We start from the raw sequence: 21,632 nt of genomic DNA on the forward strand, positions 1-21,632 counted from the left end.
CTCCCCCGCTCCTCCCCCGCCCCTCTCCCGCAAGCGGGAGAGGGGCGGGGGAGGAGCGGGGGAGAGGGCAAGCGGCGCTCGCTAACCCTCCGCCCCAGTAACGTCCCGAACCACACCGGCCCGCAGCATCCGGGCAATCTCCGCCTCCCCATACCCGCACTCGGCCAGCAACGCCCGCGTGTCCTCGCCCAGCCGCGGCGACGGTCGCACGTACCGCGCCGGCGTCTCCGACAGCTTGATCGGCAGGCCGATGCTCTTGACCGGCCCGGCCTCGGGATGCTGCTGCTCGACCACCATCTCGCGCGCCAGCGTCTGCGGGTGCGACAGCGCCTCGCCGATCGAATGCACCGGCCCGGCGGGCACCCCGGCCTCGTCGAAAACCGCCAGCCACTCGGCCGACGGCTTCGTGCGCAGGATTTCCGCGATGGCCGGCAGCAGCGTGTCGCGATGGCGCATGCGGTCCGAGTTCCGCCGATAGCGCGGATCGCTCAGCCACTCTGGTTTGCCCAGCACCTGCGCGATCCGTTCCCAGTTCTTCTCGTTGGCGCCGCCGACGATGATGTGCCCGTCCTGCGTCGGAAACGCCTGGTACGGTGTGGCCAACACGTGCGCCGAGCCGCTCGGGCCCGGCGATTCGCCGGTAGCGAAATGGATGGCCGCATGCCAGTACAGCTGCTGCAGCCCGGCCTCGATCAGCGAGGTCTCGACGATCTGGCCGCGCCCGGTCTTCTGCTTGTGCTGATAGGCGGCCAGGATGCCAACCGCGGCCAGGATGCCGGCGTTGATGTCGGCGATCGAGTTGCCGGTGCGCAGCGGCGGACCGCCTTCCTCGCCGGTGATGCTCATCAGCCCGGTATAGCCCTGCGCGATCAGATCGAAGCCGCCCTTGTCGGCGGCCGGGCCGGTGCGGCCATAGCCCGAGATCGCGCAATAGATCAGGCCGGGATTGATTTCCGACAGCACGTCGTAGCCGAGCCCCAGCTTCTCCATCGTGCCCTTGCGGAAGTTCTCGATCAGCACGTCGGCATCGCGCACCATCCGCAACAGCACCTCTCTGCCTTCGGGCGTCTTCAGATCCAGCGCGATTGCGCGCTTGTTGCGGTTCAGAATCAGGAAGGGCGCCGACACGCCGTTGATGCGCGGATCCTGATAGCCGCGCGCATCGTCGCCGCCGTCGGTCTTCTCGATCTTGATTACGTCGGCGCCGAGATCGGCCAGCATCATGCCGCAGGTCGGACCGGCCATGATCTGCGCCAGTTCGAGCACGCGCATGCCGGACAGCGCGCCGGCCTGGGGAGAGCGATCGGAGTGCATGGAAGATGCCATCACCGTCCTTCGAAATGAATGCCGCTCAGCGGCCGTGGAACTCGGGGGTCTGCTTGGCGAGGAAGGCGCGGTAGCCGGTGCGGAAGTCCTCGGTGTCGAAGCAGTCGAAGGCTTCGTCGCGCTCGCGCTCGCCCAGCGGCGTGCCGGCCGCCAGCTGGCGCGCGAACTTCTTGTGCCAGCGCGCCACCAACGGCGCGCCGCTGGCGATGCGCTGCGCGGTCGCGGCCGCTTCGGCGGCGACCTGATCGTCGGGCACCACGCGCGACACCAACCCCATGCCATGCGCCTCGTCGGCGCCGACGATCCTGCCTTCGAACAGCAGCTCCAGCGTCCGCGATTCGCCGATCAGCCGGATCAGCGGGGCCATTTCCGCATGGGCCATCACCAGCCCGAGATTCTTGATCGGCGCGCCGAAACGGCTGCCCTGGCCGCAGATGCGGATATCCGCCATCGCCGCGATCTCGAGTCCACCGCCGACGCAGATGCCATGGATCTGCGCGACCACGGGATGCCGGCAGTCCTGCAGCGCCTGCGCGGTGGCGTGCATCACCTTGCCGTAGGCGGTGGCCTGCGCCTTGTTCGAGCGCGCCTGCGCGAACTCGCCGATATCGTTGCCGGGCGAGAAGGCCCGCTCGCCGGCGCCGCGCACGATCACGCAGCGCACGCTGTCGTCGGCGGAGAGGGTGCGGAAGGACTCGCCCAGTTCCTGCCACATCGACAGCGTCATCGCGTTGAGCTTGGCGGGGCGATTGAGCACCACGGTGGCGATGGCGCCGTCGCGGATCGTCAGCACGGGGCTGTCGTCGGCGCTGTCTTGCTGGGAAGCGAGAGAAGCGGGGGAAGCGGGGGAAGCGGAGGCGGACATCGCGGTCATGGAAGGCGCTCCTGGCGGGTTGGTGGACTCGGCTGCGGGCCGCAGACCGGCCGTCTTGCCTTGGCATTGATTTGGTATACCATATCCCAAATCAATGCCATCACAAAGGACGCATCGCCCATGGTTTACCCGGAAGACCTGCCGGAAATTGCGCCGGAAGACGCGCCGGCTACGCTGGCGCCGGCCCTGCCACCGGCACGCAGCGGCGGCGAACGCGGTCGCCGCACCGGCACCGCCGCGGCGGCAGCCGGCCTGTCGGCGCAGGGTGACGACCCCCTCGCGATCGCCCACCCGACGCTGGCCGCCGTGGTCGCCGAGCGGCTGCGGCAATTGATCATCGACGGCACGCTGGTGCCCGGCGTCTGGCTCAACGAGCGCGATCTGTGCGAGCGGCTGCGCGTCTCGCGCACGCCGCTGCGCGAGGCCTATCGCATCCTGGCCGCCGACGGCCTGGTGATGCTGCTGCCCAAGCGCGGCGCGCAGGTGATCGCAATGTCGGAGAAGGACGTGGCCGACCTGTTCGATGTGCTGGCCGTGCTGGAAGGGCTGACCGGACGGCTCGCCGCGGAGAAGGCCAGCGACGAGGAGCTCGCGCAGATCGGGCGCCTGCATCGCGCGATGCTCGACGCCTATGCCGCGCGCGATCTGCACGCCTACTACGAGGCCAGCATGGGCACCCATCTGGCGATCAGCGCGGCGGCCCATAACCCGACGCTGGCCGACACCCATCGCCGCCTCAATCTGCGCGTGCAGAACCTGCGCTTCCGCTCGAATCAGGACCGGGACGAATGGGCTCACGGGGTGGAAGATCACCAGCGCTTCGTCACCGCCTTGCTGGCGCGCGATGGCGCTACGGTCGAGACGCTGATGCGCGGGCATGCGCTGCAGAAGAAGGCGTTGGCGATGCGCGAAGCGCGCGAACGCGAGGCCGCGGCGGCGCGATAGAACGCAATCAGGTATTTCGGCTGTAACGCCGCATTACGCGGCAAGCACGGCCGTCCGGCCGGCAGCAGGGTGGAAAGGCCGGCATGAAGGCCGCCAGCCTCGCGCCGGCAAGGGCATCCGTGATGGCAGGCACCACGTCGGCACCGATACCGGGCGCGCGATGCTTGTGAGACGGCCTTACAACTGCATCCGTTCGAGACCGCGACGCATCGCTACAGTCGAGCCATGTTCAACGCGCCGCCAAGCCCGGCCGCGCATCAGGAGAAAAACATGACTCGCCAATGGCTGATCGCACTCGGAACCCTTGCCGCCGGCGCGATGTTCGGGCTGGTCTCGCCCGCCCAGGCACATTCGGACCGCCACGATCATCGGCATGGATACGAACGGCACGAGCACTATCGTCCGGCCCATCCGCATGCGCGACATCACTATCGTCATGATCGCTATCGCCACCATGCCCGTCCGCACTATGGCCACGGCCACTACGTGTCCCGCCCGGGACACCGCTATGTGCCCGAGCGCTGGGTCCGGGACTCGCACGGGCATGTGGTGCGCCGGCCGGGGTATTGGACGCGCTAAGACGGTGCGCGGTGTCATCGGCTGGCAGCTTGCGGCCGATGGCCGATAGAAAGCCGCCAATGGAACGCCGCCAATAAAAAACCCTCGTCTCAGTGAGGCGAGGGTTTTTGCATGCCGGCGCGGGATACGCGCCGGGGCAACTGCAAGGGCAGCCTCTTACAGCGCCGCGTCCTTCAGCTTCTTCAGCGCGCGGACCTTGACCTTGACCGACGCCGGCTTGGCAGCGAACCACTGCTCTTCGCCGGTGAACGGGTTCTTGCCGAAACGCTTCTTCGTGGCGGGCACCTGCACGGCGGTGATCTTCAGCAGGCCGGGCAGCGTGAATTCGCCTGCGCCCTTCTTGTTCAGCGCGCCGATCATGGTGCTTTCCAGCTGGGCCAGCACGGTCTTGACCGTCTTCGGATCGAGCTCGGTCTGCGCGACCAGGTGCGACACCAGGCTGGACTTGTTGAAGGTGTCCTTCAGCGGCTTGGGCGTCGGCGCTGCTGCCGGCGCCGCCTTCTTTGCGGCCTTCACCGGAGCGGCGGCCTTCTTGGCGGGCGCCTTGGCGGCGGTCTTGGTTGCTGCAGTCTTCGCGGTCGGTTTAGCTTTGGTGGCCATATCGATGTCGTGAACAGGTTCAATGTTGGAGCGCGGGACCGTCGGAAACCGCCGGGCAGCGCCGCGCACAGAATAGCAAAATGGGCGAAGGGTGCCTATTTTCAAGGGGTTTTCGGCGCGATTTCGCGATTGGGTCGCGCAATCTGTCGCGCGGATGCCACCATCTTGGTGTCCGTCGCCGTGGTCATGATGCAGACGGCGCGATGCCAGGCACCGATCAGCGGCGCTGCGAGACCCAGATGCCGGCCACGATCGCAGCCAGTCCGACGCCGTGATACCAGTTCGGCCACTCGCCCAGCAGCAGCGTGGAGAGGATCGCGGCGAAGGCCGGCGTCAGCGTGACGAAGAACACCGGCAGCTGCGCGCCGGCACGCGCCACCGCGCGATCCCAGGCGAAATACGCCAGCAGCGACGGCACCGTGGCGACGTAGGCCAGGATGCCGACCGTCTTGCCACTCCAGACGATGGTCTGGCCCGCGATGCCCAGTTCCCAGGCGACGAACGGCACGCTGACGATCACGCCGGCGACGATCTGCGCGTACAGCAGCACGATCAGCGGCAGCGCCGGCCGCTGCTTGCGCAGCAGCCACGTATAGCCGCTCCAGGCCAGCGTGGCCGCCAGCATGAACAGATCGCCGGGCACGAAGTCGAGCTGGGCGAGCCGGCCGAGTTCGCCGCGCACCAGCACGAAGGTCACGCCGACCAGGCAAAGCAGCGCGCCGCTGATATGGCTGCGCGTGGCCGGTTCGCGAAAGAAGGTCACGCCGACCGCCAGCAGGAACAGCGGCATCGAGGCGCCGATCAGCGTCACGTTGATCGGCGTCGACGTCGTCAGCGCCAGATATTGCAGCGCGTTATAGCTGGCGATCGACAGCACGCCCAGCGCCAGGATCAGACCTGCATGGCGCCGCAGCGCGGCCGCATGCTGGCGCACGCCGTTCCAGGCCAGCGGCGTCAGCAGCAGGCCGGCCAGCAGCCAGCGCAGGAAGTTCAGCGTGATGGGCGGCACGGCGCCGGCGGCCAGATGGCCGACGATGGCGTTGCCGGCCCAGCTCAGCGGCGGAAAGGCGAGCAGGAAGAGGGTCAGCCAGCCGGCCCGCGAGCCGGCGATCGGAGAGGAGGGCATGCGTCTGGAGTGCGCGAAGGCACGGTCGTCGGTGACGGCGGCGCAGGCGGGGAGCGGACATATCGGCCGGGGCGCAGCGTCGCCAACCGCCGTTGCCGTCGGCGCGGTGGCGTAGCAAGTGGAGCGCGCATTATGCAGTCAACGGCCGCTGCGGATACGCTCGGCCCCGGTTTTGCAGGGGGTATTGCGGGCAGTATTGCCGGGGTGTTGCGGCAGAATTGCAGGCAGTATTGCGGGCGGTATTGCCGACGTCAGGGCCTGCAACCCTACCGGCGTGCTACCCCCGATCGGGGATGGCGTATTCAACCCCGGTTACCGCAGAGTGCAACCGAAATCAGTACGGCGGCGGAGCGTTAGGGCATACCATGTCCGCTTTCCGCCGGTCTGGCAGCTCAAACGGTCCCGCCATGTACGCCATCCTGCCCGCCTTCGTCTCGTCGATCTTTCTCGGTTACGGCCTCTATGTGCTGGTGACGAAGGGCGTCACGCGTCTGACCATCACGTTCTTTCTGATGTGCGCGACCACGTTCGCGTGGCAGGGCACCTGGGCCTTCCTGTTCCAGACGACGCATCCCGACGTGGCGCTGCTGCTGGCCAGGGTCGGCTATCTGTTCATCGTCTTCCTGCCGACCACCTTCTATCACTTCATCACCGAGGTCACCGAGCGCCGCGGCGAGCGGCCGTGGCTGCTGGTGTCGTACGGCGTGTCGCTGCTGCTGGCGGTGGTGCTGCTGACTTCCGATCGGCTGGTTTCCGACTACTACCTCTACAGCTTCGGCAACTACCCGCGCGCGGGCAGCCTGCATCCGCTGCATGTCGTGCAGACCGTGCTGCTGGCGCTGCGCAGCGGCTGGCTGCTGCTCGATGCGCGCCGCACCGCGGTCGGCGAGAAGCGCAAGCGGCTGACGCTGTGCCTGTGGAGCCTGGGCCTGTATTCGCTGGCGGCGATCGACTATGCGGTCAACTACGGGCAGGACTTCTATCCGCCCGGCGTGGTCTTCATCGCCGTGAGCCTGGGCATCATCGCGCTGTCGATCGTGCGCTACGACCTGATGCATCCGTACTCGCTGGCCGCCACCGTGGCCCACGAGGTGCGCACGCCGCTGGCGACGATCCGCATGCAGACGCAGGAACTGGCCGTAGCCTGGCCCACGGTGCTGGACGGCTATCGCCGCGCGGTGGAGCACGGCCTGATCGAGGACCGGTTGCGTCCGGGCCAGCTCGAGCGGCTGCCGATGCTGCTGGGCGCGATCCGCAGCGAGGTCGACGGCACGCAGGCCGTGATCGAGATGGCGCTGGCCTCGATCACGCTGGAGCGGCTCGACCGCGGCAGCTTCGTGCCGCATGGCGTGGCGCAATGCGTCGACTCCGCGCTGGAGCGCTATCCGTTCCGCGCCGGCGAACGCGAGCGCGTGTCGGTGCAGCAGATACCGGCAGGCTGGCGTTTCCGCGGTTCCGATACGCTGCTGGTCTATGTCCTGTTCAATCTGCTGAAGAATGCGCTGCAGGCGATGCGCGCGCAGCAGGGCGAGGCCGGCGGCCGGATCGAGATCTCGGCGCGCGAGTCGGGCGGTTTCTATCAGTTGCGCGTGCGCGATACCGGCCCCGGCATCCCGCCGGATGTGCTGCCGCGCATTTTCGATCCCTTCTTCTCCACCAAGCCGCACGGCAGCGGCGCCGGCATGGGCCTGGCGTTCTGCCGGCGCGTGATGGAGGCCTTCGCCGGCCGCATCGAATGCGAATCGGCACCCGGCCGCCATACCGTCTTCACGCTGCATCTGCCGGCCGCGGTGCTGGCGGACCCGCCGGAGCCGGCGAGTCCCGCCGCCACCATCGGCACGCTGGAAACGCGCGAGCCGATTCAGCCCATCCAGTCGATCCAGCCGCTCGGCCAGGGCACGGCCGCCTGAGACGGCGGCCGTGCCACGGGGGTCGGCCGAGTGGCCGGCCCGGCTAGTTGGCCAGCACCGGCGCGGTCACCTCATACTCCTTGACCCGCTCGACGATCTCCTTCGGGAACCGTGCGATTCGCTTTTCCTTGTCGGCGAACACGATCTGCTGGTAGCCCAGCGAGACCGGCCGCTCGTCGACGCAAAAGCGGAACAGCAGATACGCCGAGCACTGCTTGACCTGGAACGTGTTCAGGTAGCAGTCCACACGCTGGAACGGGAAGGTTTCCTCGACATATTCCTGGTGCGCGCGCTTGGTCACGAAGACGCCGCCCGCGGCCAGCAGATTGCCGTGGATGCATTCGTGGAACCAGCGCTCGCGGCAGATGCCCTGCCACTCGAAATAACGCGCGAAGTAGGTGTTCATGAAGGCGTTGGAGTCCTTCAGATAGATGTCGATCGTGTGGTGGAACGTCTTGCGGGGAGGGGTCTCGACCCGATCCTGCGCGAGCGGGTTGGTGCCGCGGTTCAGGATGTGGGGGATCACGTCTCGCATCAGCATGGAAATAACTCCTGGATGGGTGGCTGCGAGCGGCAGCCGCGCTTGCCCCGGGGGAGAGGGGGCATGCCGCATTCTGGCCGCAGACCCCGCACGGACGTCACCCAACCTTTGCGGGTAGACGCGGGCCGGCGCACGTAAGCAGAACTTGCCATTGGGGCCCGTCGCTGACTGCGGGATGGCGCACCAACCCGCGGTAAACCCTAGTGGTATAGGTAACTAGACCTTATTACAGTGGCAGTTCGCCGAGCCCCCTTTCGGGGGGCGCCCGGCGTTCGTTTGTCTCGCGTCCATCCGCGGCCTGGCGCCGCACACCGGCCCCTTCGTCTGCCGCCTTCGATGCCTGATTCCCTGTCCTCGACCGAACTGCTGTCGCGCAGCCGCGAACCGGTCTATCTGCAACTGGCGACCATCTTTCGCCGCCGCATCGAGAGCGGCGTCTGGCGTCCGGGCGAACGTATCCCGTCGCTGGAGGATCTGTGCCGCCAGTACGGGGTCGCGCGCATGACGATGCATCACGCGCTGACGGTGCTGGACGACGAAGGACTGGTCGCGCGCTCGCGCGGGCGCGGCACCTTCGTCAAGGGCGGTGGCAAGCGGCGCCGGCCGGTGTCGCTGCCGGTCACATGGGGCCAGGCGGTCGAGGTCGGCGAACAGCTCGGCACCGAGGCGCTGGTCGAGTCGTCGGGCAGCGTGCCGTTGCCGGACGAACTCGGCATGCCATGCGAAGCCGAGCGCGCGCCCGCCTACCATTTCCTGCGCCGCCTGCACCGGCTCGACGGCCGTCCCTTTGCGCTGGGCGAGGTCTATATCGAGGAAACGCTGTTCGCGCGCAATCCGCGCGCGTTCCGGCAGGGCGCCTCGATGCCGGTGCTGGACCGCTTTCCCGGGCTGCGGGTATCGAGTGCGCGCCAGCGCCTGTCGATCATCGCCGCCGGCGCGGAATCGGCCGCGGCTCTCGCACTGCCCGTCGGCGCGCCGGTGGCCGAACTGCGGCGCCATGCCTGCGCCGACGGCGTGATCGTCTATTACGCCCGCATCGAATTTCCGACCGAATACGTTTGCCTCGACTTCGACCTGCTCGATCCGGGCGGCGTGGCGGGCTGAGGCCGAACGCATGCAACACCCGATCCCCACCTGATTTCGAATCGACCGACCTGAGAACAAGGAAGCGCGCAATATGGACACGAACCGATCCCAGCAACCCGGGCAGACGCTCAACGGCGCCGAAAGCCTGGTCAAGACCCTGCTCGCCTGCGGCGTCGATACCTGCTTCGCCAACCCGGGCACCAGCGAAATGCATTTCGTCGCGGCGCTCGACCGCATTCCCGGCATGCGCTGCGTGCTGGGTTTGTTCGAAGGCGTGGTGACGGGCGCGGCCGACGGCTATGCCCGCATGGCGGACAAACCGGCGGCGACGCTGCTGCATTGCGGACCGGGCCTGGCCAACGGCCTGGCCAATCTGCACAACGCGCGGCGCGCGCAGACGCCGATCGTCAATATCATCGGCGACCAGGCGACCTACCACCGTCCGCTCGATGCGCCGCTGACCGCGGACACCGAGGGCTGGGCGCGTCCCGTCTCGGTGTGGACCCGTACTGCGCAGCGCGCCGATCAGGTCGGCGCCGATGCCGCCGCCGCGGTGCAGGCGGCCTGCGCCGCGCCCGGTGGCGTGGCCAGCCTGATCCTGCCGTCCGATGTCTGCTGGGACGAGGGCGGCCAGGTGGCCGCGCCGATGCCGCCGCTGGCCGCGCCCAAGGTTTCGCCCGACGCGATCGAGCAGGCCGCGCGCTGGCTGCGCTCGGGCCGGCCGACGCTGCTGGTGCTGGCCGGCACGGCGCTGCGCGAGGCGCCGCTGGCCGATGCGCATCGCATTGCTGCCGCCACCGACGCGCGCCTGATCACGCCGATGTCCAACGCGCGCGTGTCGCGCGGGCGCGGCCGTCTTGCGGTGGAGCGCGTGCCCTATTCGGGCGACGTGGCGCGCGGGAAGCTGGCCGGCATCCAACAGGTGATCCTGGTCGGCGCGCCGCCGCCGGTGACGTTCTTTGCCTACCCGGGCAAGTCGCCGCGCCCCTATCCCGAGGACGCGCAAATCCATGTGCTCGCGCGCCCTGAGCAGGACCTGGCCGATGCGCTCGCCCGCCTGGCGGACGCACTCGGCGCGCCGGCGGTGCCGGTGCCCGATGGCGCCACCCCGGCCGCCACCCCGGCCGGCATTGCCAAGGGCGCGGTGACCTCGGAAGCCGTCGCACAGACGCTGAGTGCGCTGCTGCCCGAGCAGGCGGTGGTGGTCGAGGAAAGCGTCAGCTTCGGCCGCGCGTTCTATCCCGGCACGGTGCATGCCGCCCCGCACGACTGGCTGCAGCTGACCGGCGGCGCGATCGGCGCGGGGCTGCCGCTGGCGGTCGGTGCCGCGGTGGCGGTGCCCGATCGGCGCGTGGTCGCGCTGCAGGCCGATGGCTCCGGCATGTACACCGTGCAGTCGCTGTGGACGATGGCGCGCGAGCAGCTCGATGTCACGGTGGTGGTGCTGGCCAATCGCAAGTACGCGATCCTGCTGGGCGAACTGGCCGGCGTCGGCGCGAACCCGGGCAAGACTGCGCTCGACATGCTCGATATCGGCAATCCCGATCTCGACTGGGTCAAGCTCGCCGCCGGCATGGGCGTCGAGGGTGCGCGTGCGGTCGATATGGAAAGCTTTGCCGATCTGTTTGCGATGGCGAACAAGCGCAAGGGACCGTTTTTGATCGAGCTGGTGATTTGACTGTAGCGGTGGCGCGGGGCTTGCCCTCTCCCCCGGCCCCTCTCCCGCAAGCGGGAGAGGGGAGCAAACCGCCGCGCTGACGAACGGCCGACGGTGTTCTCCCTCTCCCGCTTGCGGGAGAGGGCCGGGGAGAGGGTAAGGGCGCCCCCCTTCGCGACGAAATAATCCAGCCTTCCGGACAAGCGAATTGCACAAGCGCCAATGACTGCGGCAAGCTGCCCGCGGAAGGCATCGAGCCAGGAGACAGCATGACAACACCAACGAGCGCGGCGGAGCCCGATCAGGGGCCCGACCGGGTCTACGCCGCCCTGTTGAACGAAGGGCGCTTTCGCATTCAGCACTGTCGCGACTGCGACCGTCACGTGTTCTATCCGCGCAATATCTGCCCGCACTGCGGCGGCGAGGCGCTGGACTGGACCGAGCCGAAGGGCACCGGCACCGTCTATTCGACCAGCGTCGTGCGCCGCAAGCCGGAAGCCGGCGGCGACTACAACGTGGCGCTGATCGATCTGGACGAAGGCGTGCGCATGATGAGCCGGGTGGAAGGCGTGGCGCCGCAGGCGGTACGCATCGGCATGCGCGTCAAGGCGCGCGTGGCGCCCGCGGCGGGCGATGGCGTCCCGGCCATGGTGGTGTTCGATCCGATGGAGGGCTGACGCGATGCCAGCACAATCGTTGCGCGGTGGCGTCGCCATCGTGGGCGTGGGACAGGCCGGACTGGGCGAGGCCTACGGCAAGACCGAAATGGAAATCCTGGTGGAAGCGGCCAAGGCCGCGGTCAAGGATGCCGGCATGTCGATGCGCGAGATCGACGGCATTGCCACCGCCAGCGTCGGCGCCACCATGTGGGTGATGCCAGTGGCCGAATATCTCGGCATCCATCCGAAGTTCGTCGACAGTACGATGATCGGCGGCTCCAGCTTCGTCGCCCATATGCTGCCCGCCATGCTGGCGCTGGAGGCCGGCCTGTGCGATGCGGTGCTGGTCTGCTACGGCAGCAATCAGCGCACCTCGACGGTCGGCCGCGCCGGCATCGCCAAGGTGCGCTCGGTGCTGGATCCGCAGCCGTACGAGAACCCTTACCAGCCGATGCAGCCGATCACCTCGTACGCCCTGGCGGCGGCGCGGCATATGCACCAGTACGGCACCACGCGCGAGCATCTGGCCGAGGTCGCGGTGGCCGCGCGCCAGTGGGCGCAGATGAATCCCGATGCGCTGATGCGCGATCCGCTGAGCATCGACGACGTGCTGAACGCGCGCATGGTGTCGGACCCGCTGTCGGTGCGCGACTGTTGCCTCGTCACCGACGGCGCCGGCGCCTATGTGATGGTGCGCGCCGAACGCGCGAAGGATCTCGCCAAGCCGCCGGTCTATGTGCTCGGCAACGCCACCGCGACCTGGCACCGGCAGATCTCCAGCATGCCGGACCTGACCGTCAGCGCGGCGAAGGAATCGGGCGAGCGCGCCTTCGCAATGGCGGGCGTCAGGCCGGCCGATGTCGACGTGCTCGAACTGTACGACGCGTTCACCATCAACACGCTGCTGTTCCTCGAAGACCTCGGCTTCTGTGCCAAGGGGGAGGGCGGGCCGTTCGTCAGCGGCGGCGCCATCGCCCCCGGCGGCCGGCTGCCGGTCAATACCAACGGTGGCGGGCTGTCGTGCGTGCACCCGGGCATGTACGGCATGTTCATCACCATCGAGGCGGTGCGGCAGTTGCGCGGCGAATGCGGCCAGCGCCAGGTCGCCGGTGCGGAGATTGCGCTGGTGCATGGCAACGGCGGCACCTTGTCGAGCCAGTCGACCGCAATCCTGGGGACTGCGGCGGCGCTGTAACGGGGCCGGCATCGAACCGGTGCTGCGACGGCATGCCGCGGCAGGCGGCAAGCAGGAAAGCGGACACGCAAGGCAATGCGGACGAACGTCTTAACGCGTTCGTCCGCATTTTTTGTTTGGCGACACCAAACGGGCCAAAGCCTCGCGAAACCGGCCGCTACCGTCAACTCGCGCGCTGCGCCATTCGTCTAGAGACTGTGGTGGCGATCCGCAGACCGGCAAGGTGGTGTTTCCCGGCGGTGGGTCGTCCACGCGCCCTTGCCTTGCCCTTCGAGTCTGTCCGCACCATGACGCTTACCGCCCGCGCGACCCCTTCGCTTCTTCCCGCAGCGCCGCGTATTCACGATCCACGATCCCGCTCGGGGCAGCCGCCGCTGCGGCCGCGCAACGCCGCGCAGGTGGCGCGCACCGCGACCATGCTGTTCCTCGGCGCGGGCAGCATCGAAGTGCGATTGGCGGCCGATTCCGGCCGGCGCTTGCGGTCGATCTTCGCCGACCTTGCACGCGAGTACCGCTTCGGCCAACGCCGCTGCGACCGCGCCCCCGATCCCATGGCAGCACATGCCGCGCTGGAGACCGAGATGGGCATCAAGGTACTGATGCGGCTGAGCGATTGCCTTGGCGCCCTGTTTGGCCTACATGGCGCTGTGGACGATGGCCCACGAAACCGCGATGCTGCCAGGCGCGCCGCGCTGATGGAGTGCGCCGCCGCGATCGCCGACGAGGCGCTGGTTTGCCGCGACGAGCGCTCGGTGAAGGCCGGCGCCCCACCGGTGCAGCGCAGCCTGACGATTGCCGCGGACGCCGCCGGCAACATCCACCTGCACAAGTTCTCTCGCTGGCAGGCGGCCTCCATTCGAGAGAACGCCGCGGGGGCCGACCGCGCCGAAATCGCGGCCGACAGCGGCGGGCCGGGAGGACAGGATAGTGCGGCCGCACCCGCAACGGAGGTCAGCGCGTCCCTGGCCTTCCGGATCGAGCCCTGGCGCCGGACCGCGCGTCCGCATGGCGGCGACCCGCAGCGCGTACTGCTGCGCTGCCGGATGCGGCCGGTGCGCGTGGGCGACGCGCGGCGCATGCACGAGGCGGTGCCGTTACCCGGCCCTGGCGTGCGCGACAGGCTCGCGGCCGGCGACTGGCGCGGTGCGCTGCTGGGCCTGCTGATCCGGCTGTTTCGTCCGTCGATGCTGCCATGTCGCGGCGAGATCGCGGGCAGGGCTCAGCTGAAGGTCTATCCGATGCCGCGCGACGGGCGCGCGCCGGTGATCGTGCGCGTCGGCAACCATTGGCCGCGCCGGGAAGGGCATCGGGCGGCGATCCACGGCGTCGAAGCGCTCACACGCGAACTGGAAGCAAAGCGGCGTCTTCTGTTGCCGGCTCCGACAGCGGCGCCGGCATGGCCCGACGACGATGGGGTGCGCTGCTATTGAGCGGCGTGGTGTAGCCGGTACGAAGGCCGCCGATTTGCCGCGGCGCACCCACGGCCAGGCGAAAGGCCGCCTTAGCCAAATCCAAATGGCGAGCGTTCCGGCGCGCCCACACACTGCGGTGATGGCGTAGGCAGGAGCGCCGGGCTTCCGTCGCCCGCGCGTCCCTCTATATGTATACGGACAAAGCGTGCGCAAAACAGAAAATGTGCGCCGGCCGCGCCAGACCGTTGATCACAGGAGGAGACGCATGGCAACGAAGCAAACACGATGGCGGCCGGCCGGCATGCTGGCGACCGTGCTTGGCGCGCTGGTTCCACTGGCCTGCGTGGCCTCGCTGGCTGCGAGCGCAGGCGCCACGGCCGCAGAGCCGTATCCGTCGCGGCCGATCAAGCTGATCGTTGGCTATACGCCAGGCGGCCCGGTCGATACCGCGGCGCGGGTCTATGCCGATTACCTCGGACGGGTGCTGAAACAACCGGTAGTCGTCGACAACCGGGCCGGCGCCAGCGGCGCGATCGCCGCCGAGCTGACCGCCAAGGCCCCGCCGGACGGCTATACGCTGTACTTCGTCGCCAGTCCGACCATGACGATGACGCCGCTGATCCAGAAGGCGGTCAACTTCGATCCGACCCGGGACTTCAGCTACATCGGGCTGATCACCGACTACACCAACGTGCTGCTGATCAACAAGGACTTCCCGGCCCGCAATGTGGGCGAACTGGTCGAGTACGCCCGCAAGCACCCGCAGGGGGTGGCGTTCGGCTCGGCCGGCGTTGGTGCGTCCAACCATCTGTCGGCCGAGCTGCTGGCGCAGATGAGCGGTGTCAAGATGCTGCACGTGCCGTACAAGGGCAATTCGCCGGCGATGACCGACGTGATCAGCGGCAAGATCGCCTTCATGTTCGACATCACCGGCACCGCGATCGGCCATATCCAGGGCGGCAAGGTGCGGCCGTTGGCGGTGACGTCGAAGGAGCGCAATGCCGCGCTGCCCAATGTCCCGACGATGGTCGAGTCCGGGCTGAAGGACTATGCGGTGACCGGCTGGTACGCGCTGATCGGGCCGCCCAAACTGCCGGCAGAGGTGGTCGACACGCTGGTCAAGGCGCAGCGGACCGTGGGCGACGATCCAGCCTTCCGCCAGCGGATGACGCAGGGCGGCTACGACCTGAACATCACCGGACCGAAGCCGCTGGCGGAGCGGATCGAGCGCGAGCTGAAGCTGTGGGGCGGGGTGGTGAAGACGGCGAAGATCGAGGTGGAGTGAGCGCGCCGTCGAAGAGGGAGAGAACCGATGTATCGTTCCTGCGCAGGCGGGAACCCAGCGTCTTCGAAAGCCGCTGCGTCCCCGCTTTCGCGGGGACGTCGACTTCCCGAGCGACGAATGCGCGGTTGAGCGCCCGGAGGAGCGCGCGGTTGACCGTTTTACTCCTCCACCACCGCCCATCCTTCCATCGCCTGCCCGCCCGCATCGTCGCCGGTCCACAGCAGCACGCGCCCGGGCTGCTGCGCATCGCGGCGGCCGCCGACCGTGACGAGGTCGTGGTCGAACAGCGGCGCCATGCCGCGAAAGCCGAAGCGCCTGACGTTCGCGCGCGGCAGCTCGCGCACCAGCAGGTCCACCATCAGCACCGCCTGCAGCGGACCGTGGACGACCAGGCCGGGATAGCCTTCGACATCGCGCACGTAGTCGTGGTCGTAGTGGATCCGGTGGCCGTTGAAGGTCAGCGCCGAGAAGCGGAACAACATCACCGGATCGGCATGCAGCTGGCGCTGCCATTGCGGTTGGTGGGGCAGCCGCGGGCGCGGCGGCTGGGCCTGACCCGGCTGCGGCATTTCGCGATAGACGATGTCGTGGCGCTCGCTCAGCGCGGTCTCGCCGCCGACGGTCAGCACGTGGCGGACCGAGACGAACCACAGCTCGCCGCTGCGCCCGGTTTTCTGCTGCACGTCCTCGATGGTCGAAGTGCGCGTCACGGTGTCGCCGACCCGCAGCGGACGCTGAAACTCCAGCTCGCTGCCGGCCCACATCCGGCGCGGCAGCGGTACCGGCGGCAGGAAGCCGCCCAGCACCGCGTGGCCGTCGCGGCCAAGCTTGCGCTGCGGCGCGCGCGGCAGGAAATAGAGCCAGTGCCACAGCGGCGGCAGCGGGCCGCGCGCAATCGCGTCGCCGTCCAGGTCGAGCGTGGCGGCGAGCCCGAGCACGGGCTCCGGCGCCAGCGTTTCGGTGCGGCTTTCGCTGCGGCCGATCCATTGGCGCAGCGCTTCCAGGCTGGTATCGGCCGGATTGGCAGTAGGTTGTTGGGCCACGGTTGGGATGTCCTCTTGTCTCTTGTGTTGTGGGGAACGGCGAGGCTGGCAGTCGAGAGCGCCGTCCATGCGAGCGTAGGAGCTCAGGCGGCGGCCGGCAACCAGTCGGCCACGCTGTCCATGTGGTCCAGCGACCAGACCCGCGCGATGATCGCGCGCATCTCCGTTTCGCTGGCGCCCTGGCGGAAGGCCGCCAGCTGCAGTGCCTTGGCTTCGAGCTCCGGCCGGCTCAGCGTATTGTCCGGATCGCCCTTGGGCACGTCGACGCGCGCCTCCAGCGAGCGGCTATCGGTGGTCGTCACGGTCACGCGGCCGATCCACTGGCGCGGATAGGCGGCGTTGATCTCCGGGTCCAGCGCCATCGCGACCTTGCCGCGAAAGGCCGCCACGCGCGCATCGCGCAGCGCGTGCTGCTCGAATTCGCCCAGGCCGGCGTGGCCATGCCAGGCGACCAGCCCGAGCACCGTGCCCATCGAGAACTTCGCTTGATGGATCGTCACCGGATCGACCACGGGCCCCAGTACGTCGATCGCGCCCTGGTGCACGTGCGCGGTCACGCTGGCGATCTGCTCGGCGGCCAGGCCCTCGCGCTGCATCAGCGCCTTCAGCGCGTCGGCAGCCGGGTGGGTGTGCCGGCACGAGGCGAAGAACTTGAACGAGGTCTCGGCGGTGGCCCAGCGCGTGCCGAGGCCATCGGTCAGCCGCGCCGGATCGGCGTCGCTCGACATGCCGGCCGCCATCCCTTGCGCGCCTTCGAGAATGCGGCGGGCGCCGGTGAAGCCGGCCCGCGCCAGATGGGCCGACATCAGCCCGTCCGCGGCGGCCTTGGCGGTATGCAGCTGCTTGGAATCGGCGGCATCGCGCAGGAATTCCCACAGCCCGGCCGCTTGCGTGCCGGCCGAGCCGAGCGCCTGGTTGATGCCCTCGGCATCGAGCCCGTACAGCTTGGCCACCGCGGCCGCGGCCGCCAGCGTGCCGACCGTGCCGGTGGTATGGAACACGCGATAGTGCGAGCGGCCCATGAATTCGCCGATGCGGACGCCGGCCTCGTAGCCGGCGATCGCCGCGGTCAGCAGCTGTGCGCCGCTGTTGCCCTCGGCCTGGGCCGCGGCCAGCACGGCGGGAAACACCACCGCGGCCGGATGCAGCACCGAGCCGTTGTGCACGTCGTCCTGCTCGACCACATGCGAGGCGGCGGCATTGACCAGCGCGGCAAACCACGGCGAGGTGCGGCGACGGTCGACCAGCACCTCGGCCGGGCCCTGCTGCGGGCCCATCGCCACGGCGAATTCCTGCAGCCGGCGGATCGCCGGGGCGTCCTTGCCGGCGATCGCCGAGGCGATCCAGTCGAGGAACAGATCCTTGGTGCGCTCGACGACCGGCGGCGGCACGTCGGACAGCGTGAAGCCGGCAAGGAACTCGCAGAGTTCGCGGGTGGGATAGGAGCTTGAGGAGCTGGGCATCGGCTTGGCGTGGATCGGCTGGGTGTGGATCGGCTCGTTGCGCAACGGCTGGGCGCCGAGAACGGTGGAGGCGGTGGAGGTAGTGGAGGCGGTGGAGGCAGACAGGGTCGGCACGACCGGCTAGAACGAGCGCGGCAGCCCCAGCACGTGCTCGGCCACATACGACAGGATCAGATTGGTCGAGATCGGTGCCACCTGGTACAGACGCGTCTCGCGGAACTTGCGCTCGATGTCGTATTCCGCGGCGAAGCCGAACCCGCCATGGGTCTGCAGGCAGACGTTGGCCGCTTCCCACGAAGCATCGGCGGCCAGCAGCTTGGCCATGTTGGCCTCCTTGCCGCAGGGCTGGCCCGCGTCGAACAGTTCGGCGGCCTTGTAGCGCATCAGGCTGGCGGCCTCGACATTGACGTAGGAGCGGGCGATCGGGAACTGGATGCCCTGGTTCTGGCCGATCGGCCGGTCGAACACCACGCGTTCGCGCGCGTAGCCGCTGGCGCGCTCGACGAACCAGTAGCCGTCGCCGATACATTCGGCGGCGATCAGGATCCGCTCGGCGTTCAGCCCGTCGAGGATGTACTTCAGGCCCTTGCCTTCCTCGCCGATCAGGTTTTCGGCCGGGATTTCCAGGTTGTCGAAGAACAGTTCGTTGGTCTCGTGATTGACCATGTTGCGGATCGGCTGGACCGTCAGGCCGTTACCGATCGCCTCGCGCAGGTCGACCACGAACACCGACAGGCCTTCCGACTTGCGCTTGACCTGGTCCAGCGGCGTGGTGCGCGCCAGCAGCAGCATCAGGTCCGAATGCTGCACGCGCGAGATCCAGACCTTCTGGCCGTTGACGACATAGCGGTCGCCCTGGCGCACCGCGGTGGTCTTGAGCTTGGTGGTGTCGGTGCCGGTGGTTGGCTCGGTCACCGCCATCGACTGCATGCGCAGCTCGCCGGCGGCGATCCCCGGCAGCCAGCGCTGTTTTTGCGCCTCGGAGCCGTGCCGCAGCAGGCAGCCCATCACGTACATCTGCCCATGGCAGGCGCCGGAATTGCCGCCGCTGCGGTTGATCTCCTCCATGATCACGGAGGCGGCCGTCAGCGGCAGGCCCGAGCCGCCATAGCTTTCCGGGATCAGCGCCGACAGCCAGCCGGCCTGCGTCAACGCCTGGACGAACTGCTCGGGAAAGGCGTTCTGCTCCTCGACGCGCTGCCAGTAGGCGGAATCGAAGCCGGCGCACAGGTCGCGCACGGCCTCGCGGATTTCGGGGTAATGCGCATCGCGCGCTTGATCGATGGTCATCGGGGTGCCCTTCGCAGGGGAATCACGGGAATGCGGCCATTATTCCCGAGCCCGCCGCGCACCGACATTCGCATTTGCCAAAGAGCGGCTTAGGGCGCGCCTTACCTCGGCCGGACCGTGCCGCGGCCGCCGGGGAAGGGGCGTGCGGCGGCTCAGACCGGCTCGCGCGCCGCGTCGATCAGGTAGTGCACCAGGGTCTCGGCGAACTGCGGCAGCTCGCGGCCGGGCCGGCGCACCAGGCGCAGCTCGCGCTTGGCCCAGTCGTCCTCGAGCGTGATGAAGCGCAGCACCTTGCGGCTGGCGTAGCGGCGCGCGCAGCTGTTGGGCACGATCGCGATGCCGGCGCCGGCCTCGACCATGCGGCAGACCGCGTCGAAGCTGCCGACCTGGATGCGCAGGCTGATGCGCTTGCCCATGCCGCTGGCGATGCGGTCCAGAAACGACTGGATCGCGCTGAACTGGTTCAGGCCGACGAAGCGGCAGGTATCGAGCAGATCGGCGAAATGCAGCCGCTTGAACTGCGGCAGCGGGTGGTTGACCGGCGCGATCACGATCAGCTCGTCGCTGCACAGCTGCATCACGTCCAGGTCCTCGGTGGCGACCTCGCCGGCGACGATGCCCAGGTCCGCCGCCCCCGCGCCGATGGCCGAGACGATCTCCTGCGACAGGTGTTCCTCCAGCTCGATGTCGACGTCCGGGTTCTCCGACAGGAAGCGCGACAGCGCGCTGGCGAGAAAGGAATTGGTGGCGGTGGTGTTGGCGAGCAGCCGGACCTTGCCCTTGACGCCCTTGGCGTAGGGGCGCAGATCGGCATGCAGGCATTCGAGCTCGCGAAACACCTCGCGCGCGTGCCGCAGCAGCGCGTCGCCGGCCGGCGTCAGGCGCACCCCCTTGACCTGGCGGATCAGCAGCTGGGTCTGGAACGCTTCCTCCAGCTGCTTGATGCGGGTGCTCGCCGCCGGCAGCGACAGGAAGCTGCGTTCGGCCGCGCGCGTCAGGTTATGGGTTTCCCCTACGTTCAGAAACAGGCGCAGGTCGGTCAGATCGTAATGCATCGCGTCATGATGGGTTTGGCGGGATAGAACGGAGGGTTTCGGCAGGCGGAAGGCGTCTTTTGGGATTGGCGAATTCCACTTTCGCTGCCGGCAATTTATCGTATATGCCGCTTCAATAGAACCTCGAAGGTGGGACAGGAGACCGATGATGACGGCGAAGGTGGAAGGATCGGCCGCAGGCAAGACGGCAGGCACGATGGCTGGCAAGGTCGCGGTAGTGACCGGCGCGGGAGGCGGTATCGGCCGCGGCATCGCGCTGGCGCTGGGCGCCGCGGGTGCGCGCGTGGTGGTCAACGATATCGGCGTGTCGCTGAGCGGCGAGGGCGGCGATCCCGGGCCGGCGCAGCGCGTAGTCGACGAGATTCAGGCGGCGGGCGGCGAGGCGGTGGCCAACACCGACAGCGTGTCGACCTGGCAGGGCGCCAACGCGATCGTCCAGTGCGCGCTCGACCGGTTCGGCCGCATCGACGCCGTGATCAACAACGCGGGCAATCTGCGCGACCGCATGTTCTTCAAGATGAACGAGGAGGAATGGCGCGCCGTGATCGACGTGCATCTGCACGGCACCTTCTTCGTCAGCCGCGCGGCCGCCCCCTACTTCAAGGACCAGCAGAGCGGGGCCTATGTCCATATGACGTCGACCTCGGGTCTGATCGGCAATTTCGGCCAGGCCAACTACGCCGCCGCCAAGCTCGGCATTGCGGCGCTGTCCAAATCGATCGCGCTGGACATGGCGCGCTTCAACGTGCGCTCGAACTGCATCGCGCCGTTCGCCTGGAGCCGGATGACCAGCTCGATCCCGTCGGAGACGCCCGAGGAGCAGGCGCGCGTGGCCAAGCTGCAGAAGATGGAGGCGGGCAAGGTCGCGCCGATGGCGGTGTTCCTCGCCAGCGATGCGGCGCGCGAAGTCAACGCGCAGATCTTCGCGGTGCGCGCCAACGAGATCATGCTGATGAGCCAGCCGCGGCCGGTGCGATCGGTGCATGCCAGCGAAGGATGGACGCCGGAGACGATCGCCGAGATCGCGATCCCGGCGATGCGCAACAGCTTCTATCCGCTCGAGCGCTCGCCCGACGTCATCAACTGGGACCCGATCTGACGATCGGACGATCGGACCATCGGATACTCCCCGCTGCCGGCAGCGCGCTGGCAGCACGACGTGCCGGGTGCTGACGTCCGGCGCTTCGACCGGGCAGCGCGTGGTCGCGGCCCTTCGACGGCGCATGTATCGCTGTCTCGCTTGCCTTCCTCCCGTTCCTTCCCCCGCGTCTCTCTTCGACTCTCTCCTCGATCTTCTTCTCGACTTTCTCCTCGACTTTTTTCGTCCCGCTTCTACCGGTTCATTCGATCGATTTTCGTCGACGCGTACGCCGTCGCGCATTGCGGTTTCCCCTCATCGTTGCTGCCAGCGCGGGCGGCTGCCGACCGCATCGGCCCAGTCGCCGGATGTGGCCCGCAACTTGCTGGTGTACCGACAACGGTGGCCGACGATTGCCGCCGCGCGGGCAACCGCGACAGGGACGCAGCGCCGCGTTGGACACGATCGATACGCTCGATGCGGTGGAACCTGTAGCGGTTTCGGCATT

General features: G+C 68.4%; 19 protein-coding genes. 10 read left to right on the forward strand and 9 right to left on the reverse strand.

Translation table 11 applies throughout. From position 1 onward, the window contains the following. Nucleotides 1-81 precede the first annotated feature (81 nt). On the reverse strand, nt 82-1,314 hold the full coding sequence (locus tag HTY53_RS21795; RefSeq protein WP_174108679.1) for a CaiB/BaiF CoA transferase family protein: 1,233 nt from the start codon (nt 1,312-1,314) through the stop codon (nt 82-84). A gap of 37 nt (nt 1,315-1,351) precedes the next feature. After that, nucleotides 1,352-2,200, reverse strand: coding sequence for an enoyl-CoA hydratase/isomerase family protein (locus HTY53_RS21800; protein ID WP_438820982.1), 849 nt, complete (start codon nt 2,198-2,200; stop codon nt 1,352-1,354). 120 nt (nt 2,201-2,320) lie between these two features. Between HTY53_RS21800 and HTY53_RS21805 the strand changes: the two genes are divergently transcribed. Both HTY53_RS21805 and HTY53_RS21810 read left to right on the forward strand, forming a co-directional pair. Further along, complete coding sequence (locus tag HTY53_RS21805; protein ID WP_174108681.1) at nt 2,321-3,145, forward strand: GntR family transcriptional regulator; 825 nt, start codon at nt 2,321-2,323, stop codon at nt 3,143-3,145. Nucleotides 3,146-3,415: 270 nt separating this feature from the next. Beyond that, on the forward strand, nt 3,416-3,724 hold the full coding sequence (locus tag HTY53_RS21810; RefSeq protein WP_174108683.1) for a hypothetical protein: 309 nt from the start codon (nt 3,416-3,418) through the stop codon (nt 3,722-3,724). 156 nt (nt 3,725-3,880) lie between these two features. Here the strand turns inward: HTY53_RS21810 and HTY53_RS21815 are convergent, their stop codons facing one another. Further along, nucleotides 3,881-4,324 (reverse strand): HU family DNA-binding protein, encoded by a 444-nt coding sequence (locus HTY53_RS21815; protein WP_174108685.1) that lies wholly within the window; start codon nt 4,322-4,324, stop codon nt 3,881-3,883. A 217-nt stretch (nt 4,325-4,541) separates the two neighbouring features. Then, the gene (locus tag HTY53_RS21820) at nt 4,542-5,450 is read right to left on the reverse strand and encodes a DMT family transporter (protein ID WP_174108687.1); all 909 of its coding nucleotides are present in this window, start codon (nt 5,448-5,450) and stop codon (nt 4,542-4,544) included. Between the two features lie 407 nt (nt 5,451-5,857). Between HTY53_RS21820 and HTY53_RS21825 the strand changes: the two genes are divergently transcribed. Continuing rightward, on the forward strand, nt 5,858-7,360 hold the full coding sequence (locus tag HTY53_RS21825) for a sensor histidine kinase (RefSeq protein WP_174108689.1): 1,503 nt from the start codon (nt 5,858-5,860) through the stop codon (nt 7,358-7,360). Between the two features lie 43 nt (nt 7,361-7,403). Here the strand turns inward: HTY53_RS21825 and HTY53_RS21830 are convergent, their stop codons facing one another. Beyond that, complete coding sequence (locus HTY53_RS21830) at nt 7,404-7,901, reverse strand: acyl-CoA thioesterase (RefSeq protein WP_174108691.1); 498 nt, start codon at nt 7,899-7,901, stop codon at nt 7,404-7,406. 336 nt (nt 7,902-8,237) lie between these two features. Here HTY53_RS21830 and HTY53_RS21835 point away from each other — a divergent pair, with 336 nt between their 5' ends. From HTY53_RS21835 to HTY53_RS21860, 6 genes are all read left to right on the forward strand, one after another. Continuing rightward, entirely contained in the window at nt 8,238-9,005 is a 768-nt protein-coding gene (locus HTY53_RS21835; RefSeq protein WP_174108693.1) for a GntR family transcriptional regulator, read from the forward strand. 73 nt (nt 9,006-9,078) lie between these two features. After that, the gene (locus HTY53_RS21840; protein ID WP_174108695.1) at nt 9,079-10,665 is read left to right on the forward strand and encodes an acetolactate synthase large subunit; all 1,587 of its coding nucleotides are present in this window, start codon (nt 9,079-9,081) and stop codon (nt 10,663-10,665) included. Nucleotides 10,666-10,913: 248 nt separating this feature from the next. Continuing rightward, nucleotides 10,914-11,321, forward strand: a complete 408-nt coding sequence (locus HTY53_RS21845; protein ID WP_174108697.1) for a Zn-ribbon domain-containing OB-fold protein — start codon at nt 10,914-10,916, stop codon at nt 11,319-11,321. Between the two features lie 4 nt (nt 11,322-11,325). Next, nucleotides 11,326-12,498 (forward strand): thiolase, encoded by a 1,173-nt coding sequence (locus HTY53_RS21850; protein ID WP_174108699.1) that lies wholly within the window; start codon nt 11,326-11,328, stop codon nt 12,496-12,498. 416 nt (nt 12,499-12,914) lie between these two features. Beyond that, complete coding sequence (locus HTY53_RS21855; RefSeq protein ID WP_174108701.1) at nt 12,915-13,928, forward strand: hypothetical protein; 1,014 nt, start codon at nt 12,915-12,917, stop codon at nt 13,926-13,928. A gap of 283 nt (nt 13,929-14,211) precedes the next feature. Next, nucleotides 14,212-15,195 (forward strand): Bug family tripartite tricarboxylate transporter substrate binding protein, encoded by a 984-nt coding sequence (locus HTY53_RS21860; protein ID WP_438820983.1) that lies wholly within the window; start codon nt 14,212-14,214, stop codon nt 15,193-15,195. Nucleotides 15,196-15,353: 158 nt separating this feature from the next. On the opposite strand, the gene HTY53_RS21865 is transcribed toward HTY53_RS21860, so the two are convergent. The 4 genes from HTY53_RS21865 to HTY53_RS21880 form a co-directional block, all read right to left on the reverse strand. After that, nucleotides 15,354-16,238, reverse strand: a complete 885-nt coding sequence (locus HTY53_RS21865; RefSeq protein WP_238511973.1) for an FAS1-like dehydratase domain-containing protein — start codon at nt 16,236-16,238, stop codon at nt 15,354-15,356. An 83-nt stretch (nt 16,239-16,321) separates the two neighbouring features. Further along, a complete protein-coding gene (locus tag HTY53_RS21870; protein ID WP_174108750.1) occupies nt 16,322-17,701 on the reverse strand; it encodes an MmgE/PrpD family protein in 1,380 nt (459 codons plus the stop codon). Between the two features lie 120 nt (nt 17,702-17,821). Continuing rightward, a complete protein-coding gene (locus tag HTY53_RS21875) occupies nt 17,822-18,991 on the reverse strand; it encodes an acyl-CoA dehydrogenase family protein (RefSeq protein WP_174108703.1) in 1,170 nt (389 codons plus the stop codon). Nucleotides 18,992-19,143: 152 nt separating this feature from the next. Next, nucleotides 19,144-20,046: a LysR family transcriptional regulator gene (locus tag HTY53_RS21880; RefSeq protein WP_174108705.1), complete on the reverse strand. Its 903-nt coding sequence runs from the start codon at nt 20,044-20,046 to the stop codon at nt 19,144-19,146. Between the two features lie 148 nt (nt 20,047-20,194). Here HTY53_RS21880 and HTY53_RS21885 point away from each other — a divergent pair, with 148 nt between their 5' ends. After that, nucleotides 20,195-21,145: an SDR family NAD(P)-dependent oxidoreductase gene (locus HTY53_RS21885; protein ID WP_174108751.1), complete on the forward strand. Its 951-nt coding sequence runs from the start codon at nt 20,195-20,197 to the stop codon at nt 21,143-21,145. Nucleotides 21,146-21,632 lie beyond the last annotated feature (487 nt).

This window comes from Cupriavidus gilardii (assembly GCF_013314895.1).
GTDB classification, from domain to species: domain Bacteria; phylum Pseudomonadota; class Gammaproteobacteria; order Burkholderiales; family Burkholderiaceae; genus Cupriavidus; species Cupriavidus gilardii_C.

Coding starts and splice junctions, on each gene's coding strand:
- HTY53_RS21795 (WP_174108679.1), bottom strand. CDS start 1,314: ATGCACTCCGATCGCTCTCCCCAGGCCGGCGCGCTGTCCGGCATGCGC.
- HTY53_RS21800 (WP_438820982.1), bottom strand. CDS start 2,200: ATGACCGCGATGTCCGCCTCCGCTTCCCCCGCTTCCCCCGCTTCTCTC.
- HTY53_RS21805 (WP_174108681.1), top strand. CDS start 2,321: ATGGTTTACCCGGAAGACCTGCCGGAAATTGCGCCGGAAGACGCGCCG.
- HTY53_RS21810 (WP_174108683.1), top strand. CDS start 3,416: ATGACTCGCCAATGGCTGATCGCACTCGGAACCCTTGCCGCCGGCGCG.
- HTY53_RS21815 (WP_174108685.1), bottom strand. CDS start 4,324: ATGGCCACCAAAGCTAAACCGACCGCGAAGACTGCAGCAACCAAGACC.
- HTY53_RS21820 (WP_174108687.1), bottom strand. CDS start 5,450: ATGCCCTCCTCTCCGATCGCCGGCTCGCGGGCCGGCTGGCTGACCCTC.
- HTY53_RS21825 (WP_174108689.1), top strand. CDS start 5,858: ATGTACGCCATCCTGCCCGCCTTCGTCTCGTCGATCTTTCTCGGTTAC.
- HTY53_RS21830 (WP_174108691.1), bottom strand. CDS start 7,901: ATGCTGATGCGAGACGTGATCCCCCACATCCTGAACCGCGGCACCAAC.
- HTY53_RS21835 (WP_174108693.1), top strand. CDS start 8,238: ATGCCTGATTCCCTGTCCTCGACCGAACTGCTGTCGCGCAGCCGCGAA.
- HTY53_RS21840 (WP_174108695.1), top strand. CDS start 9,079: ATGGACACGAACCGATCCCAGCAACCCGGGCAGACGCTCAACGGCGCC.
- HTY53_RS21845 (WP_174108697.1), top strand. CDS start 10,914: ATGACAACACCAACGAGCGCGGCGGAGCCCGATCAGGGGCCCGACCGG.
- HTY53_RS21850 (WP_174108699.1), top strand. CDS start 11,326: ATGCCAGCACAATCGTTGCGCGGTGGCGTCGCCATCGTGGGCGTGGGA.
- HTY53_RS21855 (WP_174108701.1), top strand. CDS start 12,915: ATGCTGTTCCTCGGCGCGGGCAGCATCGAAGTGCGATTGGCGGCCGAT.
- HTY53_RS21860 (WP_438820983.1), top strand. CDS start 14,212: ATGCTGGCGACCGTGCTTGGCGCGCTGGTTCCACTGGCCTGCGTGGCC.
- HTY53_RS21870 (WP_174108750.1), bottom strand. CDS start 17,701: ATGCCCAGCTCCTCAAGCTCCTATCCCACCCGCGAACTCTGCGAGTTC.
- HTY53_RS21875 (WP_174108703.1), bottom strand. CDS start 18,991: ATGACCATCGATCAAGCGCGCGATGCGCATTACCCCGAAATCCGCGAG.
- HTY53_RS21880 (WP_174108705.1), bottom strand. CDS start 20,046: ATGCATTACGATCTGACCGACCTGCGCCTGTTTCTGAACGTAGGGGAA.
- HTY53_RS21885 (WP_174108751.1), top strand. CDS start 20,195: ATGACGGCGAAGGTGGAAGGATCGGCCGCAGGCAAGACGGCAGGCACG.